21 protein-coding genes are annotated in these 22,265 nt (G+C 63.1%); 12 read left to right on the top strand and 9 right to left on the bottom strand.

All coding sequences use genetic code 11. The features are described from left to right. Positions 1–63 precede the first annotated feature (63 nt). Positions 64–2,775 (bottom strand): bifunctional acetate--CoA ligase family protein/GNAT family N-acetyltransferase, encoded by a 2,712-nt coding sequence (locus tag BH682_RS13230; RefSeq protein ID WP_030536893.1) that lies wholly within the window; start codon positions 2,773–2,775, stop codon positions 64–66. After that, positions 2,768–4,039, bottom strand: coding sequence for an acetoin utilization protein AcuC (locus tag BH682_RS13225; RefSeq protein ID WP_042919945.1), 1,272 nt, complete (start codon positions 4,037–4,039; stop codon positions 2,768–2,770). The genes BH682_RS13230 and BH682_RS13225 overlap by 8 nt, the downstream gene beginning before the upstream one ends. A 176-nt stretch (positions 4,040–4,215) precedes the next feature. Here BH682_RS13225 and BH682_RS13220 point away from each other — a divergent pair, with 176 nt between their 5' ends. Further along, the gene (locus BH682_RS13220) at positions 4,216–4,902 is read left to right on the top strand and encodes a metal-dependent transcriptional regulator (protein WP_003942150.1); all 687 of its coding nucleotides are present in this window, start codon (positions 4,216–4,218) and stop codon (positions 4,900–4,902) included. Positions 4,903–4,910: 8 nt separating this feature from the next. Beyond that, positions 4,911–5,900 carry a UDP-glucose 4-epimerase GalE gene (galE, locus tag BH682_RS13215; RefSeq protein ID WP_073513394.1) on the top strand — a complete coding sequence of 330 codons (990 nt, stop codon included), beginning with the start codon at positions 4,911–4,913 and terminating at the stop codon, positions 5,898–5,900. Here the strand turns inward: galE and BH682_RS13210 are convergent. Both BH682_RS13210 and BH682_RS13205 read right to left on the bottom strand, forming a co-directional pair. Beyond that, complete coding sequence (locus tag BH682_RS13210) at positions 5,897–7,030, bottom strand: DUF4192 domain-containing protein (protein WP_190287632.1); 1,134 nt, start codon at positions 7,028–7,030, stop codon at positions 5,897–5,899. The genes galE and BH682_RS13210 overlap by 4 nt on opposite strands. Before the next feature lie 155 nt (positions 7,031–7,185). Continuing rightward, positions 7,186–7,941 carry a sensor domain-containing protein gene (locus tag BH682_RS13205; protein ID WP_042919947.1) on the bottom strand — a complete coding sequence of 252 codons (756 nt, stop codon included), beginning with the start codon at positions 7,939–7,941 and terminating at the stop codon, positions 7,186–7,188. Positions 7,942–8,296: 355 nt separating this feature from the next. Between BH682_RS13205 and BH682_RS13200 the strand changes: the two genes are divergently transcribed. From BH682_RS13200 to BH682_RS13190, 3 genes are all read left to right on the top strand, one after another. Next, positions 8,297–9,256 (top strand): proteasome assembly chaperone family protein, encoded by a 960-nt coding sequence (locus tag BH682_RS13200; RefSeq protein ID WP_003942198.1) that lies wholly within the window; start codon positions 8,297–8,299, stop codon positions 9,254–9,256. A gap of 181 nt (positions 9,257–9,437) precedes the next feature. Then, positions 9,438–10,475, top strand: coding sequence for an alpha/beta fold hydrolase (locus BH682_RS13195; RefSeq protein ID WP_007732813.1), 1,038 nt, complete (start codon positions 9,438–9,440; stop codon positions 10,473–10,475). 26 nt (positions 10,476–10,501) lie between these two features. Next, the gene (locus BH682_RS13190; RefSeq protein ID WP_065455676.1) at positions 10,502–13,006 is read left to right on the top strand and encodes a DEAD/DEAH box helicase; all 2,505 of its coding nucleotides are present in this window, start codon (positions 10,502–10,504) and stop codon (positions 13,004–13,006) included. A gap of 53 nt (positions 13,007–13,059) precedes the next feature. On the opposite strand, the gene BH682_RS13185 is transcribed toward BH682_RS13190, so the two are convergent. Beyond that, a complete protein-coding gene (locus tag BH682_RS13185) occupies positions 13,060–13,467 on the bottom strand; it encodes a DUF5997 family protein (RefSeq protein ID WP_007732807.1) in 408 nt (135 codons plus the stop codon). A 56-nt stretch (positions 13,468–13,523) separates the two neighbouring features. Between BH682_RS13185 and BH682_RS13180 the strand changes: the two genes are divergently transcribed. Both BH682_RS13180 and BH682_RS13175 read left to right on the top strand, forming a co-directional pair. Next, positions 13,524–14,372, top strand: coding sequence for a LysR substrate-binding domain-containing protein (locus BH682_RS13180; protein WP_003942255.1), 849 nt, complete (start codon positions 13,524–13,526; stop codon positions 14,370–14,372). 122 nt (positions 14,373–14,494) lie between these two features. After that, positions 14,495–15,895, top strand: a complete 1,401-nt coding sequence (locus BH682_RS13175) for an FAD-binding oxidoreductase (RefSeq protein WP_075833054.1) — start codon at positions 14,495–14,497, stop codon at positions 15,893–15,895. A 28-nt stretch (positions 15,896–15,923) separates the two neighbouring features. Here the strand turns inward: BH682_RS13175 and BH682_RS13170 are convergent, their stop codons facing one another. After that, positions 15,924–16,844 (bottom strand): hydrogen peroxide-inducible genes activator, encoded by a 921-nt coding sequence (locus BH682_RS13170; RefSeq protein WP_030536897.1) that lies wholly within the window; start codon positions 16,842–16,844, stop codon positions 15,924–15,926. Positions 16,845–17,073: 229 nt separating this feature from the next. Here BH682_RS13170 and BH682_RS13165 point away from each other — a divergent pair, with 229 nt between their 5' ends. The 3 genes from BH682_RS13165 (at position 17,074) to BH682_RS13155 (ending at position 18,964) form a co-directional block, all read left to right on the top strand. Further along, on the top strand, positions 17,074–17,661 hold the full coding sequence (locus tag BH682_RS13165; protein ID WP_003942119.1) for a peroxiredoxin: 588 nt from the start codon (positions 17,074–17,076) through the stop codon (positions 17,659–17,661). A gap of 2 nt (positions 17,662–17,663) precedes the next feature. Then, a complete protein-coding gene (locus BH682_RS13160; RefSeq protein ID WP_003942122.1) occupies positions 17,664–18,203 on the top strand; it encodes a carboxymuconolactone decarboxylase family protein in 540 nt (179 codons plus the stop codon). An 80-nt stretch (positions 18,204–18,283) separates the two neighbouring features. After that, positions 18,284–18,964: a PhzF family phenazine biosynthesis protein gene (locus tag BH682_RS13155; RefSeq protein WP_054782297.1), complete on the top strand. Its 681-nt coding sequence runs from the start codon at positions 18,284–18,286 to the stop codon at positions 18,962–18,964. Here BH682_RS13155 and BH682_RS13150 read toward each other — a convergent pair. Then, entirely contained in the window at positions 18,950–19,648 is a 699-nt protein-coding gene (locus BH682_RS13150; RefSeq protein ID WP_003942163.1) for a hypothetical protein, read from the bottom strand. The genes BH682_RS13155 and BH682_RS13150 overlap by 15 nt on opposite strands. 17 nt (positions 19,649–19,665) lie before the next feature. Between BH682_RS13150 and BH682_RS13145 the strand changes: the two genes are divergently transcribed. After that, positions 19,666–19,932: a hypothetical protein gene (locus BH682_RS13145; protein ID WP_063316512.1), complete on the top strand. Its 267-nt coding sequence runs from the start codon at positions 19,666–19,668 to the stop codon at positions 19,930–19,932. 2 nt (positions 19,933–19,934) lie between these two features. On the opposite strand, the gene BH682_RS13140 is transcribed toward BH682_RS13145, so the two are convergent. Continuing rightward, positions 19,935–21,158, bottom strand: coding sequence for an aminotransferase family protein (locus tag BH682_RS13140; protein WP_197487741.1), 1,224 nt, complete (start codon positions 21,156–21,158; stop codon positions 19,935–19,937). Between the two features lie 132 nt (positions 21,159–21,290). On the opposite strand from BH682_RS13140, the gene BH682_RS13135 reads away from it, so the two are divergent. Further along, complete coding sequence (locus BH682_RS13135) at positions 21,291–21,608, top strand: DUF2322 family protein (protein WP_054188522.1); 318 nt, start codon at positions 21,291–21,293, stop codon at positions 21,606–21,608. On the opposite strand, the gene BH682_RS13130 is transcribed toward BH682_RS13135, so the two are convergent. Beyond that, positions 21,579–22,208 (bottom strand): Pr6Pr family membrane protein, encoded by a 630-nt coding sequence (locus tag BH682_RS13130; RefSeq protein WP_075833052.1) that lies wholly within the window; start codon positions 22,206–22,208, stop codon positions 21,579–21,581. The genes BH682_RS13135 and BH682_RS13130 overlap by 30 nt on opposite strands. Between the last annotated feature and the right edge of the window lie 57 nt (positions 22,209–22,265).

Genomic DNA, 22,265 nt, shown 5'->3' with positions numbered 1-22,265 from the left:
CACCGGCCACCGCTACTTCCCTCCCCCTCGGGAATGTGCGGTGGCCGGTGTTGTTCGCTGTGTCTACCGCAGCCGCCTGGGCCCCAGGTCGATTGCGCTCGGCTCAGGTCCGATTCGGACACGTGAATCGGTGATCTCCGCGCCGGTAGCCGAAGCGAGTACCGGCTCACAGGCCAGTTCGCGGACTTCGGGAATGTCGTCGGCCAGCGCCGAGATGCGCTGGACCAGATCAACCAACGCACCCTTGTTGACCGGAACGGCGTTGCGGTATCCGGAGAGAAGCGGCGCAGCTTTGGGCGCGTCGATCAATTCCGTAGCAGCGTCCTCGGTGAGTGGCAGTACGCGATAGGCACGGTCACCGAGGAGATCGGAGATCACACCGGCAAGCCCGAACGAGATCAGCGAACCAAACGACGGGTCGTCTTGGACACCAACCACACATCCGATGCCCTTGGTTGCCATTTTCTGCACGTGCAGCAGCGGTTCACCCGACGCGGCCGCAAGATCTCGGTAAGCGAGGCGCACCGATTCCGGTCCACTCAGATCCAGCCTGACACCGCCCAGATCCGGTCGGTGTCGCCACATTTCGCCGGTTGCCTTGACCGCGACCGGGTAGCCGACAGCATCCGCTGCCTCTACTGCTTCGTCTTCGCTCAGGACCGAACGGAATTCGACGACGGCGACCCCGTAACACTCGAGCAGCGCCGCCGCTTCCACATCTGAAAGCCAACGGCCAGGAGAGTTTTCAAGCCAATCTGCCACCATCTTCTGGGCTCGCTCGGAGTCGATACCCACGGGGCGAACCACCTTCGACGCAGGCTTGCTGCGCCACTCCGCATATCGCCAAGCCCTCGCCAACGCCAGGGCGGCACGCTCCGGCCCCGGGTAGGACGGCACCGAACCGCGGGTCGGGTTACCGACTTCGTCACGAACCGCCAGGACGTCCGGCACACCCTCAGCTGCGAGGAACGTGGTGAGAATCGGCTTGTCCGAGCCTGCGACGGCGTCCTTGAGTGCTTTCGCGAACGGCTCGACCGGAATGGCGACCGGAGGAACGAAGACGGCAATGACGGCATCGACGTCGAACGACGCCAAAGCGTCGCGCACGGCAGTGGCGAACAGTTCCGGACTCGCCTGGGCGCCGAGGTCGACCGGGTCGCTGACCTGCAGACCTTCACTGCGGGCCGCGTCCGCAGCAAGGACACCGAGCGCGGTCGAGTTGCCGATGACCGCAAGCCGGGGGCCGGCGGGCAACGGTTGGTATCCGAAGAGCAAGGCGCAGTCGAACAATTGTGAAATGGACCCGACCTGAATGACGCCCGCCTGTTCGAAGAGGGCGCGGACGATCGAATCGTCGATCTCGACTCCGGTGGCGGCGAGCACCGGCGGAACCGCGTGCCGACCGCTCTTCACTGCGACGATCGGCTTCTTCCGCGCAACTCGACGCGCGATGCGAGAGAACTTCCGTGGGTTGCCGAAGCTCTCCAGATAGAGAAGGACCACTTCGGTGGACTGGTCGGAATCCCAGTACTGCAGAAGGTCGTTACCCGAGACGTCCGCACGGTTACCGGCGGAAACGAAGGCGGACAATCCGATTCGGCTGCGCGCGGCTTCGTCGAGAATGGCGATACCGAGCGCGCCGGACTGACAGAAGAAGCCGACGTTGCCTGCCACCGGCAAGACCGGCGCGAGCGTCGCATTCAACGAAATCGCCGGGTCGTTGTTCGCGACACCCAGCGCATTCGGGCCGATGAGGCGCATACCGTGAGCGCGCGCTGCATGGACCAGTTTGCGTTCGGACGAGCGCCCGTCCGGACCACTCTCACTGAAGCCCGACGAGACGACCACCAGCGCTTTGACGCCCTTGTCGAGGCAGTCGTCGAGTACCGAATTGATCGATTCTGCAGGTACAGCCACGACGGCGAGATCGACGTCGTCGGGGATGTCACGAACCGTCGGATATGCCCGAACGCCGTGTACCGAACGATGCTCCGCGTTGACGGGATAGACCGGTCCGGTGAATCCGCCGCGCAGCAGGTTGGTCAACACCGCGTTACCCACTTTGGCCGGGTCCGCTGATGCGCCGATCACCGCCACCGATCGCGGGCTGAGCACGTTTCCCATGCTGCGGGCCTCAGCTGCCCTCTCACGCGAATTGCGTACTGAAACAAGCGCTTCCGTCGGGTCGATCGCGAATTCGAGTCTCAGCACGCCACCGTCGAAAGAGCGGCTCACCTGATACCCCGCCTCACGGAACACCGTCACCATGTTGCGGTTCTCGGAGAGGACCTCGGCGACGAACATCGTCAGACCGTTCTCGGCCGCTGCCGCTGCCAGGTACTCGAGCAGGATCGGGCCGAGGCCGCGCCCCTGGTGTGCGTCGGCGACGACGAAGGCGACCTCGGCAGACTTTCCGTCACCGACGTCGAGCAGTCGCTCGTATCGACCCACCGCGATGATCTCGTCGCCGAGCATCATCACGAACGCCACACGGTTGTGGTGGTCGACCGTCGTGAAGTTCTTGACGTCGCGCGCCGACATCGTGGGGTACGGGCCGAAGTAGCGCAGATACCGGGTGCGCTCGGAGAGTTTGCCGTGGAATTCGACGAGCTTGTCCGCGTCTTCAGGAACGATGGGTCGCAACGCCACCGCTCCGCCGTCGGAGGCGAGAACATCGACTACCCAGGAATGGGGATAGGTGTGAGCGGGGTCGGTCTTCGGCGCCTGGCCGCTCGCCTCGCCGCCGGCAGCTTCGGTATCGGACTGTTCAGTCACGGGGATCCTCCGGGTCGAGTCCGAGTAGCGGGAACGAAGCGCGACGTGTCGCGATGATCGCCGAGTCGATACGGGTGAGTGCACGGTCCACCGAGGCGACACCTGTCTCCGGTGTACCACCCGGGCCGTCCCACGGCGTGTAGGCGACATCACCGCCGTCCCCCATGGTCGGCGGGAGGTCGACGCTCGGCGCTCGCAGCTTCGTCGATTCCTTCCAGTCTTCGGGGACAGCGATGTCGACGTCGATCTCGCGATCGAGCGCTGCAGCGATCAAGTGAGTCCATGCCCTCGGCACGACGCGCACCAGTCCGTATCCCCCGCCTCCGACTGCCAGCCACCGCCCCTCGGAGTAGCGGTCGGCGAGGTCACGCATCGCCAAAAACGCGGCGCGCTGACCGTCGACGGTGAGGGCGAGATCCGCGAGCGGGTCCTCGCGGTGCGAGTCGACTCCGCACTGGCTGATGATGATCTGCGGGCGGAAGGCTGCAATGGCTCCCGGGACGACGGCGTGAAATGCACGCAGCCACAACGCGTCGACGGTTCCGGGCAGCACCGGGATGTTCACCGCCGTACCTTCGGCGGCCCCGTCGCCGACCTCGCTCGACCATCCGGTGTTCGGCCACAAGGTTGCCGGGTGCTGATGCAGCGAGACCGTGAGCACCCGCGGGTCCCCGAGGAACGCATGTTGCACTCCGTCGCCGTGGTGAGCGTCGACGTCGATGTAGGCGATGCGGTCGTAGCCGTTGTCGAGCAGCCACGAAATCGCAACCGCCGCATCGTTGTAGACGCAGAATCCAGAGGCCCAATCCGCCATCGCGTGGTGCATGCCGCCGCCGATGCTGACCGCGCGCCTCGTACGTCCCGAAGCGATTTCCTGCGCTGCGGCCAGCGAGCCGCCGGCGAGGATCGCACTGGCTTCGTGCATGTGCGGGAAGACCGGGTTGTCCTCGGTACCGAGCCCGTGGGGAACATCCTGGCCGCTCACACCGTTGTTCGCAGAGTTACCCGCGTCTTTGACCGCTGCAAGATATGCCGGTGTGTGGATTCTGAGGAGGTCGGCATCGGACGCGGCACTCGGTTCGAGAAATTCGATGCCCTCGAGAAGTCCGAGGCTTCGCGAGAGTGCCATCGTGAGATCGAGGCGAGTGGGATTCATCGGGTGATCGGCGCTCCACCGATAGCTCAGGTACTCCGGACTCCACACCACGACTCGATTCGCTCGAGACGCCGCGGGGTCCCCGTCAGATCTGATCGACGCGGTCATGGGATCACGCTACTTCCTTCTCGTTTCGTGCTGCACACCACACTCGTGGCCCGCTTCGGAGACCGAGATCGAGTGACACGAATCCAATTCGGACACGCGCTGGACTCGCCGCGGTGGAGGCGGCACCGGAACCACGAACTGAACGGTAGAATGATCAACTGACGAAGGGGTTGAGTGTGAAGGATCTAGTCGACACCACGGAGATGTATCTCCGGACGATCTACGACTTGGAAGAAGAGGGCGTAGTCCCACTCCGGGCGCGGATCGCCGAACGGCTCGAACAGAGCGGACCCACCGTCAGCCAGACTGTTGCGCGTATGGAGCGTGACGGCTTGCTGATGGTCGCCGGCGATCGACATCTGGAACTCACCGACAAGGGTCGCGATCTCGCGATCTCTGTCATGCGTAAGCACCGGTTGGCAGAGCGCCTGCTGGTGGACGTCATCGGTCTCAAATGGGAAGACGTACATGCCGAGGCATGCCGTTGGGAGCACGTGATGAGCGAGGAGGTCGAGCGTCGGCTCGTCGTCGTTCTGAACAACCCCACGACGTCGCCCTACGGCAACCCGATTCCGGGCTTGGACCAGTTGGGACTCGACGGCCCGGTTGCCACCACCGAAACATTGGTGCGCCTGACCGATATTCCGCACGGCGCACAGACAGCTGTGGTCGTTCGGCGACTGGCCGAGCACGTGCAGTCCGATCCCGAGGTGATCGCGCAGCTGCGTGACGCCGGCGTCGTTCCCGACGCCAGGGTGACGGTCGAAACCCGTCCGGGCTCGGTGACGATCATCGTGCCGGGTCACAGCGGGTTCGACCTGTCCGAGGAAATGGCTCACGCCGTTCAGGTCAAGCAGGTCTGAGGAAGTAGATGAAACTCCTGGTCACCGGCGGCGCCGGTTACGTCGGCAGTGTGTGCAGCACTGTGTTGCTCGAGCGTGGACACGAGGTTGTCGTCATCGACGACCTCTCCACCGGAAATGCCGACGCGGTGCCTGCCGGTGCCGAGTTCATCGAAGGGGACGTGGGAGCGCTTGCCGCCGACGTCCTCGGCAGTGCGGGTTCACCGATTTTCGACGGTGTGCTTCACTTCGCGGCGCAGTCGCTAGTCGGCGAATCGGTGCTGCACCCCGAAAAGTACTGGCGCGGAAACGTCGTCACGACCATCGAGTTGCTCGAGGCGATCCGTGTCTCCGGTACTCCGCGCCTCGTGTTCTCGTCCACCGCCGCAACGTACGGCGAACCGGAGCAGTCCCCGATCGTGGAGACCGCTCCGACCCGCCCCACCAATCCGTACGGCGCGACCAAGCTCGCGATCGATCATGCGATCACCTCGTACTCGATCGCTCACGGCCTCGGTGCGACGAGCTTGCGCTACTTCAACGTCGCAGGTGCGTACAAGTCCGCCGGCGAGAACCGGGTGATCGAAACCCACCTGATTCCACTCGTCCTGCAGGTCGCGCTCGAACAGCGGGACAAGATCTCGGTCTTCGGAACCGACTGGCCCACGCCGGACGGAACCGCGGTACGCGACTACATCCACGTGCTGGACCTCGCCGAAGCACATCTACTGGCGCTCGAATCCTCGGTTCCCGGCGAGCACCGCATCTACAACCTCGGAAGCGGTGCCGGCTTCAGCGTGCGCGAGGTGATCGCCGCCTGTGCGCGGGTCACCGGCCTGCCGATCAACGTCGAGGACGCGTCACGACGGCTGGGTGATCCGGCAGTACTGATCGCATCGAGCGACAAGGCGATTGCCGAGCTCGGTTGGACGCCCACGCGTACCGATCTCGACGTCATCGTCGCCGACGCATGGCAGTTCCTCCAGGATCTGGGCGACCGCTCACACGCTGCTCGCTAGCTTCCATTCGGCAATGCCGGCGGCAAGCCGGTGATTCCGAGCGATTCCCCGATGGACAATCCGACGGCCGCGAGGTCACGGATTCCGTCGGGGCGCATACCGGATTGCAGCGATAGATCCAGCAATCCCGCCAAGGTGTGTTCCGAATCGGCCGACAGCGCGGCCGACAGCGCAACACCTGCCAGAGGTCCGTCGCCACGCACGTATGCAAAGAAGCCGAGAAGTGTTGCCGGCCAAGTTCGTTCGGGCAACGGGACTTCATGGGTGAGCACGAGCCACAATTGCTCAGCATGTGCCGCAACGGACGTGATCGCCAATCCCAGCACCACGTCGCGCACGCGTACGTCCGTCAATGCGACCACCAGATCGGCGCATTCCTGCGGGTCAGGGCGGTGAGCGCCTGCCTCGACACGGCGGACGTGTTCCAACACCAGATCGATCCGGCACTGAACTGCGGTTTCACCGCTCGGTTCCCCACTGTGCGCGCTCGACTCTCGTCGGCTCGCGATCAGTCGGGCAATCGTGTCGTGATTGCGAGCGGCGCCGTGTACCCACCGGACCAGTTCCTCACGCGAACGGCGAATGACCCTCCCGCCCAACACCTGTGCTGCTGCAACCGACGAAGATGCCGGGTCTGGCAGGGTGCCGCGGTGAATCGAACGCATGACGCTCGTCCACGGCTGGCCAGATTCTATTGCGGCCGTGCACAATACGTCGGCCAGCTCGACGCAGGTTCCGCCGAGCATGTCTTCGAATACCTCGGCCAGCTCGATGGTTTCATCGATCAGAGTTTCAGCTGCCGAGCAATCGGTGATCACCACGAGAACGACCGCACGCGCGCCTTCCCCGTCACAGACGGCGGCGAACTGGCGCAGCGCCGCGCTCATCTGCCTCGCGGGCTTCCCCCTGACACTGGGAAAGTAGTCGTGCCGCATCACTGGTCCGAGCGTCGAGGCGGAGGCGCCCATCAGAGACAGCGCAACCACAGAGTTGGACGGATGGAAGCCCAGGAGTGCGGGTATTGCCGCGATCAATTCGCCTGGATCGGAGACGCGTTCGACGCATCCGAGAAGGGCGGCAAGGTCGTCGTCGGAGAATTCGAATTCTCCCGGAAGAGGTGATGTCGTCATGCACACACCGTCGCTGATCACCCTGACCCGGCCGTCTGCTCGACCAGGGAAAACAGCTGCGTCCAAGTCGTCTGTGGATTACCGCATTTGTTGGGGACCAAGTACCGCGCCGCACCGAGCAGTTCCGCTACTTGTCGGACCTGTGTGCTGCGAAATCACTTGCCTGCTTTGACCTTCTGTACGGCTGCGGTGAACGCTTGATCCAGCGGTGCCGTCGAGGGCGTCGCAGAACCGAACGTCATCAGTGTTGTCGCCACCCGTACGTCGCCGACCTGCGCGATCAAGGTCAGCATCGTCTGATCACCGGCTGTGGCCTTGGGGGACACGACAGTGCGGCGAAGTGACATCGTCTTGTCGGCATCGATCGGCGACGGCGGAAGAATTTCCGTCGTCACTGTCGTAGTGACGCCGTTCGCAGTGACAGTCATGGACGGGCACTGCCGAGTTTGCGCTTCCAACTCGTCCAGTGGTGCATCGACCTTCGTGAGTTCAACCGAAATCGTTGCCCTCGTCGCGTTGTCGGTCCCGACCGCCATCACGGTCCCGTTCGGACCGTAATCCTGTTCCGGTGGCTCACATTCGGACGGATCGACGGTAGCACCGCGCGGGACGCCGACTAGATCCGGCGCTGCCATCGGAACGGCTTGCGGGGGCAGCACAACAGCGCCGAAGGGCTCGGGGAATTCCTCGGGAGTCAGCAGCAGTTCGGACAGCGGTGCCGCCGTTTTCGGAGAGGTGGATTTCGGCGTCGAGGATTTGGGTGCAGCCGTCGTACTCGGCGCCGCCGTGCCGCTGTCGGTCGCACCGGCAGTCGCCGGCGCGGAGTCCGGAACGGGTGCTCCTTGGACAGACCCGGAGCAGCCCGCGAGTAATGCAACGGCGGCCACCGCAGCAAGTGAGCATGCGGCCACTCGCCTGGACGATCGTGGACACACCCGCATGTAAGCCTCCGCACTCGACCGATCCCGACAATCGACCAATCCATTTCGGACAAATCGGCCGTGCCGACCTTGTGTTCCACTCTGCCATGTCCGAAGCCGCGCACCCGACATCTAACGAACGCCCAGGCCAAGTGTCGAAAGATACCGCTCAGCTTCGCTCTCGGCGAACGCCCGTCTCGTCGGATCGGGAATGATCGGTCACCGACTCGGTGTTCTTACCGATGAACGTCTGATCCAGTGCTGTCGGGCACCTGACTCCGATGCTGTCGCGCGTGCGCCGATAGTGGACACTTGAGATCAAGACCGAAGAGCGAAGGGGACTGCGATGGACGAACAGTCGAGGATGTACGAGCTGGAATTTCCGGCGCCCCAGTTGGCGGCTGCCGACGGCCAGGGACCGATCCTGATTCACGGACTCGAGGGTTACTCCGACGCCGGTCACGCCGTGAAGTTGGCGACGACGCATCTGCGCGAAAGCCTCGAGACCGAGCTTGTCGCGTCGTTTGCTGTCGACGAGCTGATCGACTACCGCTCGCGTCGACCGACGATGACGTTCAAGGCCGATCATTTCTCCGATTACGACGCTCCGGCGCTCAATCTGTACGCACTGCGCGATACGGCCGGCACGCCGTTCCTGCTGCTCGCAGGGATGGAACCGGACCTCAAGTGGGAGCGGTTCACCACAGCTGTTCGACTGTTGTCCGAACAGTTGGGAGTGCGTCGAACCATCGGGCTCAACGCGATTCCGATGGCAATCCCGCACACCCGACCGCTCGGTGTGACAGCACATTCGACCAACAAGGACCTGATCCAGGACCATCAGCGTTGGTCAGGTGAACTGCAGGTTCCCGGCAGCGCATCATCACTGCTCGAGCTTCGTATGTCTCAGCACGGGCACGAGGCGATGGGCTTTTCGGTGCATGTCCCCCACTACCTCGCGCAAACGGACTACCCGGGCGCCGCAGAAACTTTGCTCGAAAACGTTTCCGAGGTTTCGGATCTGGAGTTGCCCTTGGTGGCACTGGGTGAGGCCGCGGCGCGCGTTCGGGAACAGGTTAACGAGCACATAGCCGGGAACGAAGAAGTTCAGACTGTAGTCCACGCTTTGGAGCGTCAATACGACACTTTTGTCGCCGCTCAGGAACAACAGTCGTCCCTTCTGGCCGGCGAGGCCGACCTTCCCAGCGGTGACGAGATCGGCGCAGAGTTCGAAAAGTTCCTGGCCGAACAGGCAGGAAATGACGACTTCGGCTCAGCTGGAGACCTCGATCGAGGCGACAACTGACGAAAATGTGACGGGCGGGGCGCATAATTCGACATTGTGCGCATTCCGCAACCCCTCCGTTACCTGGGCTGTTGTTCAGGACACATCCGTCGGATAGCCTCAAACTCTGTGTGATTTTCGTTGACGGCTCAACAACTGGAGCAGGCAGTCAACGTGGTCACACGCCGAGCCAGGAGGCGACATGAGCAGACCACGGAACCGTCAGCTCCGACCGGTCCCCGACGAGGAACCGCGGATGATGTTCCGGACGATTCACGGCTACCGACGCGCATTTCGGATAGCCGGCGAGGGTCCGGCGGTACTGCTCCTGCACGGAATCGGCGACAACTCGTCGACGTGGACCGAGATCATTCCCCACCTCGCCAAGAAGTACACGGTCATCGCACCTGACCTGTTGGGTCACGGCCGTTCCGACAAGCCACGCGCGGATTACTCGGTAGCCGCGTACGCCAACGGCATGCGGGATCTTCTGTCGACGCTCGGCATCGAGCACGTCACCGTCATCGGGCACTCGCTCGGCGGCGGCGTAGCGATGCAGTTCTCCTACCAATTCCCACACATGGTGGATCGCCTCGTGCTGGTCTCGGCCGGTGGCGTCACCAAGGACGTCCATCCGCTGCTGCGCCTCATGTCCGTTCCGGTGGTCAACGAGGTGGTAAAGCTGCTCCGGATACCTGGTGCGATGCCGCTCGTCCGGATGGCCGGGAACCTTGCCGGCGTAGTTCACGGTTCAAATCTGCGTCCCGGCACCATGTTGCACGACACACCGGACCTGATTCGCGTGCTCGCTGATCTCCCCGACCCCACTGCCTACGAGGCCTACCTTCGTACGCTGCGGGCCGTCGTGGACTGGCGCGGACAGGTGGTCACGATGCTCGACCGCTGTTATCTGACCGAGAATCTGCCGGTTCAACTGATCTGGGGCGACGACGACTCCGTCATTCCCGTCTCCCACGCTCATCTCGCGCACGCGGCGATGCCGAACTCACGCCTCGAAGTCTTCCGCGGCTCGGGCCACTTCCCGTTCCGCGACGATCCGATGCGTTTCCTGCAGATCGTCGAAGATTTTCTTTCCAGCACCGCACCACTCGTCTTCGACGAGGCTCGCTGGCGCCACATGCTGATCTCGGGGGTCGGCGAGAACACCATCACCGGAACGTCGTCCACCCGCATGGCGGTGCTCGACGCCATGGGCTCGGACGAGCGAAGCGCAACCTGATCCACGGTTGCGGCTAGCCTGTACGAGTGCTGCTGACGGAACTTCTCCCCGACAACGCGGATCCTGATTCCGTTTTCGACGCCTTCTCTTCGTGGACCATCGAACGAGGTTTGACGCTCTACCCGGCCCAAGAAGAGGCCGTCATGGAGTTGGTCTCGGGTGCAAACGTGATCCTTGCGACGCCGACCGGGTCAGGCAAATCGATGGTGGCGATCGGCGCGCATTTCTATGCGATGTCGCTCGGCAAGCGCACGTACTACACAGCGCCGATCAAGGCGCTCGTGAGCGAGAAGTTCTTTGCACTGTGTGAGGTCTTCGGTGCCGAGAACGTCGGCATGATGACCGGCGACGCCGCCGTGAACTCGTCGGCGCCGATCATTTGTGCGACGGCCGAAATCGTCGCGAATCTTGCACTGCGCGAGGGCCCGAACTCCGATATCGGCCAGGTCGTGATGGACGAGTTCCACTTCTACTCCGAACCCGATCGAGGTTGGGCGTGGCAGGTTCCGCTCATCGAGTTGCCGCACGCCCAGTTCCTGTTGATGTCGGCAACTCTCGGTGAAGTCGACTTCTTCTCCGAAGATCTGACGCGCCGTACCGGGAAACCCACCACCGTCGTCTCCGGCACAGAACGCCCCGTGCCGCTGATGTTCTCGTACGCGACCACGCCGGTCGGCGAAACCATCGAAGATCTGGTGACCACCAACCAGTCCCCCGTCTACATCGTGCATTTCACGCAGGCCGCCGCCCTCGAACGCGCCCAGGCACTGACGAGCGTCAACTTCTGTTCCAAAGAAGAGAAGGAAGCGATCGCCGAGGCGCTGGGTGGTTTCCGCTTCACCACCGGGTTCGGAAAAACACTCTCCCGCCTGGTCCGGCACGGCATCGGCGTTCACCATGCGGGCATGCTGCCCAAGTACCGACGGCTCATCGAAGTTCTCGCACAGGACGGGCTTCTCAAGGTGATTTGTGGTACCGACACCCTCGGCGTCGGCATCAACGTCCCGATCCGCACTGTGCTGCTCACGGGTCTGGCCAAGTACGACGGCGTCCGCACTCGGCATCTGAAAGCCCGCGAGTTCCATCAGATCGCCGGTCGCGCGGGTCGTGCAGGCTACGACACGATGGGCACCGTCGTCGTCCAGGCACCCGAACACGAAGTAGAGAATCTGCGGGCAGTCGCCAAAGCCGGCGACGATCCGAAGAAGATCAAGAAGATTCAACGCAAGAAGGCTCCCGAGGGGTTTGTGTCCTGGAGCGAAGCGACGTTCGATCGCTTGGTCGCGGCCTCGCCCGAACCGTTGGTGTCGCGATTCTCGGTCAGCAACTCGATGCTGCTCAATGTCATTGCCCGCCCGGGTAACTGCTTCGACGCGATGCGGCACCTGTTGGAGGACAACCACGAATCGCGTCCGGCGCAGCGCAAGCACATCCTCAAAGCGATCTCGCTGTATCGCGGATTGCTCAGCGCCGGCATCGTGGAACGCCTCGACGAACCCGACGAGTACGGCCGCATGGCTCGGTTGACGATGGACCTGCAACGCGACTTCGCCTTGAACCAGCCACTCTCACCGTTCGCCTTGGCGGCATTCGAACTTCTCGACGTCGAATCCGACAGTTACGCACTCGATGTCGTCTCGATCATCGAGTCGACGCTCGACGATCCGCGTCAGGTTCTGATGGCGCAGCAGCACTTCGCTCGTGGCGAAGCGGTTGCGCAGATGAAGGCCGACGGCATCGAGTACGAGGAGCGCATGGAACTCCTCGAAGAGGTTACGTGGCCGAAACCGTTGTCGGACTTGCTGTTCCCGGCTTTCGAAATGTACCGGGGTGGCCACCCGTGGATCACCGAGTTCGCCCTCTCCCCCAAGTCCGTGGTGCGCGACATGATCGAACGCGCCATGACGTTTGCCGAGTTGATCAGCCATTACGGACTCACCCGGTCCGAGGGCCTCGTCCTGCGCTACCTCGCCGACGCCTACCGCGCGCTGCGACAGACCGTCCCGGCGGAAGCGCGCACCGAGGAACTCGAAGACATCATCGAGTGGTTGGGTGAGCTGATCCGTCAGGTCGACTCGAGCCTGCTCGACGAATGGGAGTCACTCACCGACCCCGGAGCCGAGGCAGACACGGAAGAGGTTGCGTTCGGCGCCGACATTCCCCGTCCCATCTCGGCGAACCCGCGCGCATTCCGCGTCATGGTGCGCAATGCGATGTTCCGACGCATCGACCTCGCGTCGCGTCGGCAGTGGAATGAGCTGGAAAACCTCGAGGACGGTATCGACGCCGCCGAGTGGGAGGAGCAACTACTCCCGTACTTCGAGGAGTACGCAACAATCGGAACCGGGCCATCGGCGCGCGGGCCGGCGCTCTTCCAGGTCACCGAAGAGGGTGAGTTCTGGCGGGTGCGGCAGGTGCTCGAGGATCCGGAGGGCGATCACGGATGGGCACTGCTTGCAGTCGTCGACATCCCGGAATCGGATGCCGCGGGTGAAATCGTGTTCGACGAGCTGAGCGTCGTAGAAGGCTAGCGCCTGTGCGCCTTTCTGGTAGTCGGCGCTACCAAAAAGGCGCACAGGGGGCGTCAGCCCCTTCGAGCCTTCCGCGGCTGGTTGCGGCGAGCAGCGCGCTTTTCCTTGATGCGAACGTTCTCGGCCCGCACCTCGGCCTGAACAGCGCGTTCCTTTTCGAGCCATTCGGGCTTCTCTTCGAGGAGTGCGGCGATCTGATCCGTGGTGAGTGCTTCTTCGACGCCGCCGCGGGCCAGGCCGGCGATCGATACGCCCAGCTTGGCTGCGATGACCGGGCGAGGGTGCGGTCCGGTGCGTCGCAGCTCCAGCAGCCACTCCGGCGGATCGGTCTGCAGAGCGGTCAGCTCGTCACGAGTCACGTCGCCTTCCTGGAACTGCGCAGGTGTTGCTTCCAGGTACACACCCAGCTTCTTGGCAGCCGTCGTCGGCTTCATCGTCTGGGGAGTTTTGTTCGACGTCATGCAACAAGAGTAACCAGCCGATACGGGTGCTTTTACCAAGGCGGTAGCCTTGCCTGGTGACAGACGCGGATAGTCAGGCAATTTTTCGACTCGCGTACGCCCCGGGGGTGACGCCCACCAAGTGGGTCCGGGTGTGGCACGAGCGGCTCCCCGAGGTGCGTCTGGAACTTGTTCAGTTCCCGGTTCTCGAACTCGAAGCTGCACTTCGCGCCGGTGAAGCAGATGCAGGGTTGGTTCGACTGCCGATCGACCGGACCGGCATCAGCGCCATCTCGCTGTACGCGGAAACCCCGGTGGTGGTGGTACCGAAAGATCACGTATTCACTACTGTCGATCAGATTTCCGTCGACGATCTGGCCGACGAGATAGTGCTCGATCCTCTCGACGACAGACTCGACTGGCCGACCCGTCCCGGAAAGACCGCCGCCGAGCGACCCGCGACCATCGCCGACGCCATCGAGTTGGTGGCCGCCGGCGTCGGAGTTGTCGTGGTTCCCCATTCGCTGGCGCGGTTCCACCATCGCAAGGACCTGACCTTCCGTCCGGTGGACGGTGCGCCCGAGGCTCCTGTGGCTTTGGCATGGATGGAGTCCAAGACCACAGATCTGGTCGAGGAACTGATCGGCATCGTGCGGGGCCGAACGGCGCAGAGTTCCCGCGGCCGAAACGGTGAGCCGGCGGAGAAGATCAAGGGCTCCGTCAAGGCCAAGATCGCGGCCCGCGAGCGTCGCGCAGAAGCTGCCAAGAACGGGCAGAAAGCTAAGGGCGCCGGCACCGCAAAGAACATATCCGGACGCAACGCCGGTTCCGGTAAGGCCAAGGCGGGCGGCAAATCAGGCAGCGGCAAGTCCGGTGGGACCAAGAGTTCGGGTGGCCGGTTCTCCGGAAAGCAGAAGGGCCGCTAGGGCTTCAACTGGCAACTCGGAGGATCGCTGCCGGACAATGCTGAACTGATCAGGCGCGACAGACTCGGGCTGTGGTCTCGCGAATTGGCGCATCGTCGAACTCCGTCGAGCATGATGAGAGTATGACTCCCGCGAGTTCTTCAGCCCTCGACGAATTGGTAGCGGCACTCCCCGAGGGAGCCGTCCTGCTGGATCCGGATGTGACCGCGGGCTACCGCCAGGACTGGGCCGCCGACCCGACCGCCGGCCATCCCGCTGCCGTGGTTCGCGCTACGTGCACCGAAGACATCCAAACCGTGATGCGATGGGCAACCGCCCACCGCGTTCCGGTGGTTCCCAGAGGTGCCGGCTCGGGCCTTTCCGGTGGATCCAGCGCCGTCGACGGTTGCATCGTGGTCAGCACCGAGCGAATGCGACAGATCACGATCGACCCGGTCGCCCGGGTGGCGGTTACTCAGCCCGGCTTGATGAATGCGGAGGTCAAGAAAGCCGCCGCAGAGCACGGACTCTGGTACCCACCTGACCCGTCGTCCTTCGAGATCTGTTCCATCGGCGGCAATGCAGCCACCAACGCCGGCGGGCTCTGCTGCGTCAAGTACGGAGTTACCACCGACTACGTTCTCGGACTCCGGGTCGTGCTGGCGGACGGTACAGCTGTCAGCCTCGGAGGTCCCCTTCTCAAGGACGTCGCCGGACTCTCACTCACCAAACTGTTCGTGGGCAGCGAGGGCACTCTCGGCATCATCACGGAAATCACGTTGCGTTTGATTCCCGCGCAGCCGCCCGCATCAACCGTCGTCGCGTCGTTCGACTCGGTACAAGAAGCTGCCGACGCGGTCTTGGCGATCACCAGCAACATGCGTCCGGCGATGCTCGAGTTCATGGATCACGCCAGTATCAATGCTGTCGAGGATTCGGTACGCATGGGTCTGAACCGCAAGGCTCACGCACTACTGCTCGCGCAGTCCGACGCACCCGGCGCGGCAGGCGTGCTGGAAATCGAGACGATTGTTCAGGCGTGCGAAAACAACGGAGCCACCGAAGTATTCGCCACCGATGACCAGGCCGAAGGTGACGCTTTTGCGGCGGCACGGCGAGCGGTGTTCCCGGCCGTGCTCGCGATGGGAAGTCTGCTTCTCGAAGACGTGGGCGTTCCCATGCGCGCACTCCCCCAGCTGGTAACCGGGGTCGAAGCCATCGCAGACGACCTCGACGTCCTGATCTGCACGGTGGCGCACGCCGGAGACGGAAACACCCACCCGCTCATCGTCTTCGACCCCGCAGACCCGGACATGTCCGAACGCGCACAGATCGCATTCGGACGGGTGATGGATCTCGCCATCGCGCTCGGCGGCACGATCACCGGCGAACACGGGGTGGGTCGACTCAAGCGCGACTGGCTGCCGTCACAGTTGGGTGAAGACGTCATGGCCCTCAATCGCAAGGTCAAGGATGCGCTCGACCCGCTGGGAATTCTCAATCCCGGAGCGGTCATTGCCGTGAAAGAAGGCTCTCTCGACTAGCTTTCACGTCGACGTCGAACGAGTTACGTCATCGAGGAACCGTCGGGCTGACCGAACGGACCAGCTCGGCCAGCTGACGGAATCCTTCTGCTCGGCCACTCGACGAGCGGAACACGACGCCGATCGTGCGACCTGGAGCTGGCGAAGCGAAACGCGCCGTCGACAAGTCCCCGCGTCGAACCTCCACTGCAACAGCCGATTCCGGGACCAAAGTCACCCCGAGTCCCCCGGCCACACATTGCACGACTGTCGCGAGAGAGGTAGCCCGCGTGTCGCCGGCAAGCGGATGGGCGTCTACCGAACGGCACAGATCCAACGTCTGGTCACGCAGGCAGTGGCCGTCGTCGAGCAAGAGCAACGGCAGCGCGTCGAGCACGTCCGCCGTGAGATCGACACGTCCGGCCAAGGAATGATCGTTCGGCACGACCATCACAAAATCCTCTTCGTACACAGGAACTTCCACCAGGCCAGGTGTTCCGGCAGGAAGCGCCAACACCGCGACGTCGAGCGCTCCCGATCGCAGTGCATCGAGTAGGCGCGCCGTTTGATCCTCGACTATTTGCGGCGCCAACGACGGCAACTTCTCGCGCAGCTCCGGCAACAACCCCGGAAGAATGTAGGGCGCAACGGTCGGGATCAACCCGATGCGTAGCGGTCCGGTCAGAGAGTCGCCGGAGCCGGCCGCGCTCGCGACGAAACCGTCGGCAGCTTCGAGAATCTGCTTGGCCTGACCGAGCAAGCGCTGTCCGTCCGCGGTCACGAGCACACGCCGGGTACTGCGTTCGATCAGTCTGACTCCCAGCCCCGCCTCGAGAGCTGCCAGCGCCTGCGACAGTGTGGGTTGGCTCACACCGGAACGCGCTGCGGCAGTACCGAAATGCCGATACTCGGCGACCGACACGAAGGCACGCAGCTGTGACAAGGAAGGTTGATAAGTCTGATCAGACATGCCTATCAGTGTAGTGCCACCCATCACCTTTACCTTTTGAACGGTTTGATGCAGAATGGACTCATACCAAAAAGCGCCGGTCACAACCTCGACACTCCAGTCGAAACCGTCCGACCCGCTGACGGTGACAAACCCTCTCGATCCAGCACGTTCGGCCGTCACAGTCCGAACAGCCGGATCGTGTGCGCAAGAAATTCCTGTTCACGAGACACGTAGGAGAATGAGACACATGGCTCTGCTCACAATCGGCGACCAGTTCCCCGCTTACAACCTCACGGCTGTCATCGGCGGCGACCTGTCCAAGGTCGATGCCCAGCAGCCCGATGACTACTTCACCACCGTCACCAGTGACGACTACGCAGGCAAGTGGCGCATCGTCTTCTTCTGGCCCAAGGACTTCACCTTCGTGTGCCCCACCGAGATTGCTGCATTCGGCAAGCTCAACGAAGAGTTCGCAGACCGTGACGCTCAGGTTCTCGGCGCTTCCGTCGACAACGAGTTCGTGCACTTCCAGTGGCGTGCACAGCACGAAGAGCTCAAGACCCTCCCCTTCCCGATGCTCTCGGACCTCAAGCGCGAGCTTGCCGAGGCCACCGGCGTCCTCAACGCCGACGGCGTTGCAGACCGCGCGACGTTCATCGTCGACCCCAACAACGAGATCCAGTTCGTCTCCGTCACAGCCGGTTCCGTCGGCCGTAACGTCGACGAGGTTCTCCGCGTCCTCGACGCTCTCCAGAGCGACGAGCTGTGCGCATGCAACTGGAAGAAGGGCGACCCGACCATCAACGCCGGCGAGCTCCTGACTGCGAGCGTCTGAGTATGAGCGTCGAGAACCTCAAGAACTCGCTTCCCGAGTACGCGAAGGACCTCAAGCTCAACCTGAGTTCCATTGCGCGCACGACGGTCCTGAACGAGCAGCAGTTGTGGGGAACGCTCCTCGCAACGGCCGCAGCCACCAAGTCTGCGTCCACGCTCAAGGAGATTGCTTCCGAGGCTGCCGACAACCTGTCGGCAGAGGCATACAACGCCGCTCTCGGCGCAGCGTCGATCATGGGCATGAACAACGTCTTCTACCGCACCAAGGGCTACCTCGACGGTAAGTACGACGACCTTCGTGCCGGCCTGCGGATGAACATCATCGGCAACCCGGGCGTCGACAAGGCCGACTTCGAATTGTGGTCGCTTGCAGTGTCCGCGATCAACGGCTGCAACCACTGCCTCGAAGCTCACGAGAACACCCTCCGCCAGGAAGGTGTCGACCGCGAGGTCATCTTCGAAGCGATCCGCGCCGGTTCCATCGTCGCGGGCGTCGCACAGGCTGTCGAAGCCAACGAGATCCTCTCTGCCGCACAGGTCTGATCACTCGGACCTGAGTGCAGTTCGACGAGCCCTCCCCACCGTGAAGGTGGGGAGGGCTTTTCGCGCGCTAGGGTGGACCGATGGGTATCGAGGTGAGTGTGGTCCGGGTCTTCACGGACGAGAGCGGCAAGCACGGGAATCCGCTGGGAATCGTCGACGCGTCCACGGTTGCAGAATCGGATCGACAAGCCGTCGCGAAGGAACTCGACTACAGCGAGACCATCTTCATCGACGTTCCGGATGACGGCGCCTCGCGTGCGCGGGTCCAGATCTTCACTCCGGCAGCAGAACTCCCCTTCGCCGGACACCCGACCGTCGGTGCCACGTGGTGGCTGGGCGAACAGGGCCGTCGCGTGAGCGCCCTCGACGTTCCTGCCGGCAGTGTTGACGTCCGCCAATCCGGCGCTTTGACGTGGGTACGCGCGCGTGCCGAATGGGCACCGGAATTCGCGATCTATCCGATGGACACGGTGGACGACGTCATCGACGCAGATCCGTCCGACTACGAGGCGGATCATTCGTATCTGTGGGCATGGCAGGACAAGCTCGAAGCTGCCATCCGCGCACGCATGTTCGCACCGGTGATGGGAATCGCCGAGGACGAGGCGACCGGATCTGCAGCGCTGCGCATCACGGACCGATTGAGGAAATCATTGCTCATCACCCAGGGACGCGGATCGGTCCTTCACACGACCTTCTCTCCGGAAGGTTGGCTCGAAGTCGGCGGCCGCGTCGTCGCCGAGCCGTCACGAACCTTGTGAGTACCCGGCGGGATTGCGTCCGGCCTCGAGGTCACGTGCACTCAGTGATACCGAGATCTCGTCACCGAGCGCAACTCCCGGCGCGAGGGGCAACTGATCTCCACTCCAGAACTTGCCCGGGTCGAACCAGTTGACACGACGATTACCGACGAGCAGACCCATCGCTTCATAGGTCTTGGCAACCACTTCGGCGCAGTAGGCGCTCTCGACGGCTACTGCCGATACGTCGGACTTCTTGCGCAGCTTCGGGATTCGGCCGCCGAACCAGCGCGAAGCAAGCTTGGCCGTCGACGGGAAAGGCGTACCGTCCAGCCGCGCGATCGTCTCGAGCAGAGCGTCTTCCTGCTCCCGGGTGACTTCGTGGTCGAGCTGGCGCAACCATCCACGCTGCCCGTACTTGGCGCCCCAGACCTGAACGGCCGATCGCAGATCGTGCAGTTGGACACCACGCTGGAAGCGTCCGGTCCACATGTCCTGCAGCGAGTGACCGAGTTCCGCATGCCACATCAGCGGCGGGAGGTCGTCGATCACGACCGACATTCCGACGTGGTTGACGGGGCTGTTGGTCAGTGTCTGAATGGCCCGGTCCGCCGTCGACTCTCCGCGGAAGATCCAGATGTCGCCCGTGCGGGTCGCCGCAGCGGCCTCGTCGAGACTCACCTGCGAAAGCAATCGTCGGTCCATGCCTCTAGCGTAGAGGGATGAAACTCCGTACTCCTCTGCGCGCCTCGCACGTCTGGAAACTGGTCGGCCTCGCCGGTGCAATGGGCGTTGCCGCCACCGGGGTTCTCGTTGCGCGCGACGAACGCCAGCGTCGGGCCTACTCTCCGGACGAAATTCGCTCGGTACTGCACGAGCGGTACACCCAGGCCTACGCCAAGCAGTCGGAACAAGAGGTTCTGGAACTCGAACCTGCACCCAACGCTGTGCGGCGCCGAATCGAGAAACTCTTTCGGCGCCGCAGCTGACTTCAGCCGAGGGCTGCGAGGATCCCTGCTGCCATCTCCGCGACCTGATCATCGGTCATGACGAACGTCGGCGAAATCTGCATCGCACCCTGACCCGCGGCGCGACCCGAAATACCGTGCTCACGAAGCGTCTTCACAAACGGCAACGCCTCCGCCGGATCAACCAACTGCACCGCAGCAACCGCACCGAGCCCACTACGAACCTCCGCCACCCGCGGATGCTCCGCCAACGGCTGCAGATGCGTATGCAACGACGCCTCCAAACGCTTCGACTCCGCGAGCAGATTCTCACGCTCGAGAATGTCCAGGTTCGCCATCGCCGCCGCAGCAGCACCGGCATGCCCGCCGTAGGTGTACCCATGGCGCCACCACGAACCCGCATAGAACGGCTCCGCCACCCGCGGCGCGATGAACACCGCACCCATCGGAACATAACCCGACGTCAAACCCTTTGCCGTGGTCATCATGTCGGGCTGCAAATCGAAACGGGTGGACGCGAACCACTCACCACCGATCCGGCCGAAACCGGTCACGACCTCGTCGACGACAAACAGAATGTCGTGCTCACGGCAGATGTCACGCACCTCCGCCAGATACCCCTCCGGCGGCAGATACACCCCACCCGCACCGATGATCGGCTCCGCGAAGAACGCAGCGATCTTGTTCGCACCGATCTTCTCGATCAACTCGAGCAGACTCTTCGCATCATCCCAGCCGACGGTCGCCGCATCCGCCATCAGCTCGCCGTACCCCTCACGGTTCACCGGAATACCCGCCAGAGCCGTTCCGGCAACGTGCATTCCGTGATACGCCTTCTGGCGTCCGACGATGATCGTCTTCTCCGGCTGCCCCACCTCGTGCCAGTACCGGCGAGCCAGCTTCGCCGCAGTGTCCACCGAATCCGAACCACCCGAGGTGAAGAAGATCTTGCTCCCGGCAACCGGCGCGATGGCCGCCAACCGCTCGGCCAACACCTGCGTGGTTTCGGGAACGAAATCACCGAAGTTGGAGAAATGAGCGATCTTCGACAACTGAGCCGCTACCGCATCCGCGATCTCCGTGCGCCCGTGCCCGACATTGGTGAACCACAGGCCCGCCGTCGCATCCAGATACCGAGTGCCCTCGCGGTCCCAGATGTACGCGCCCTCACCGCGTGAGACGACAAACGCGCCGTTCTTCTCCACAGCGCCCATGTCCGCGAACCCGTGCCACAATGCCGAAGCCATCATTGTCCCCTTCGAATACAAACGATGCTGGTGTGCAAACGATGTGCTGCGACTATATCGACACCAGGAATCCGCGCATGACGGCGCTCGCCCGGCACCGGCATTTCCGGGCGCACCCGTAATCTGTCGACCATGACTTTTGCCGACAATCTCGCCGCACTGCCCACCATCGATCATCTGGCCGCCATCGAGGTACTCGACGCCGACGGAACCGTCGTCGACACCGTGGAGAACAAGCCCGGAAAGTCCGGCTCGGTCAAGGTGTACAACCATCTCGCTCAGGTCTACGGCGCGCTGACACCCGAAGCCGCCTCGGCAGGATTGACGATCTTCGCCGAGCACACCGAGGACGCGCGGGCGAACCCGGGCAAGCACCCGAACGTGGACCGACTCGATCAGGTGCTCGCCTCCGGCAATCCCCTAGGACTTCGCAGCGTTCCGTCCGCGTAGCCCGGCGCCCAACCATCCGACGGCATTGACTGCCAACGCCATCAGGGCCATCGCGATGCCCAGTACGACGAATCCGATGAACAGGGCCAGATAGCCCTGGTGGCGCGGATCCATGAACGGGTAGGGATACCAGTCGACGATCGAACCTCGGATCAACGTGTACACGCCGTACACGACCGGGAACAGCAACCACTGCAGTGAACGTGCTTCGGAGATCCTGTGCCTCGAGGCGAAGAACACCCAGTCGAGCAGCATGACCAACGGAAGAATCCGATGCAGTGCCGAGTTGATCCAGGCATCGTTCAAATTGACGTCGATATCTGCCAGGAGGACGGCATAGATGATGCCGGTGATCACCATGTACAGCGTCACCGCCCCGCGGATCGACTGCCACGCCTGCGATTGTGGATCTCGAATTGCACCGATCAGCAACACGATCACCGCAAGAATGTTGCTCTCGATGGTGAAGTAGCTCAGATAGTTCGACAGAGACAGCTCAGCCGCGTCACGGATCGGGATCCACAGCAAAGCGGCAAGTCCGAACACAGCAAACAACAGTCTCAGGGCTCGCACGGCGATCGGCGTCGACAAGACAGGCACCGATGACTCATTTGCGGTATTTGTCGTCACTGGTCGATATTTGCACATCAGCACGAT

The sequence above is a fragment of the Rhodococcus sp. YL-1 genome (assembly GCF_001942025.1).
In the GTDB taxonomy this organism is placed as follows: Bacteria; Actinomycetota; Actinomycetes; order Mycobacteriales; family Mycobacteriaceae; genus Rhodococcus_F; species Rhodococcus_F qingshengii.
This window is presented reverse-complemented; position numbering and strand designations above follow the sequence as displayed.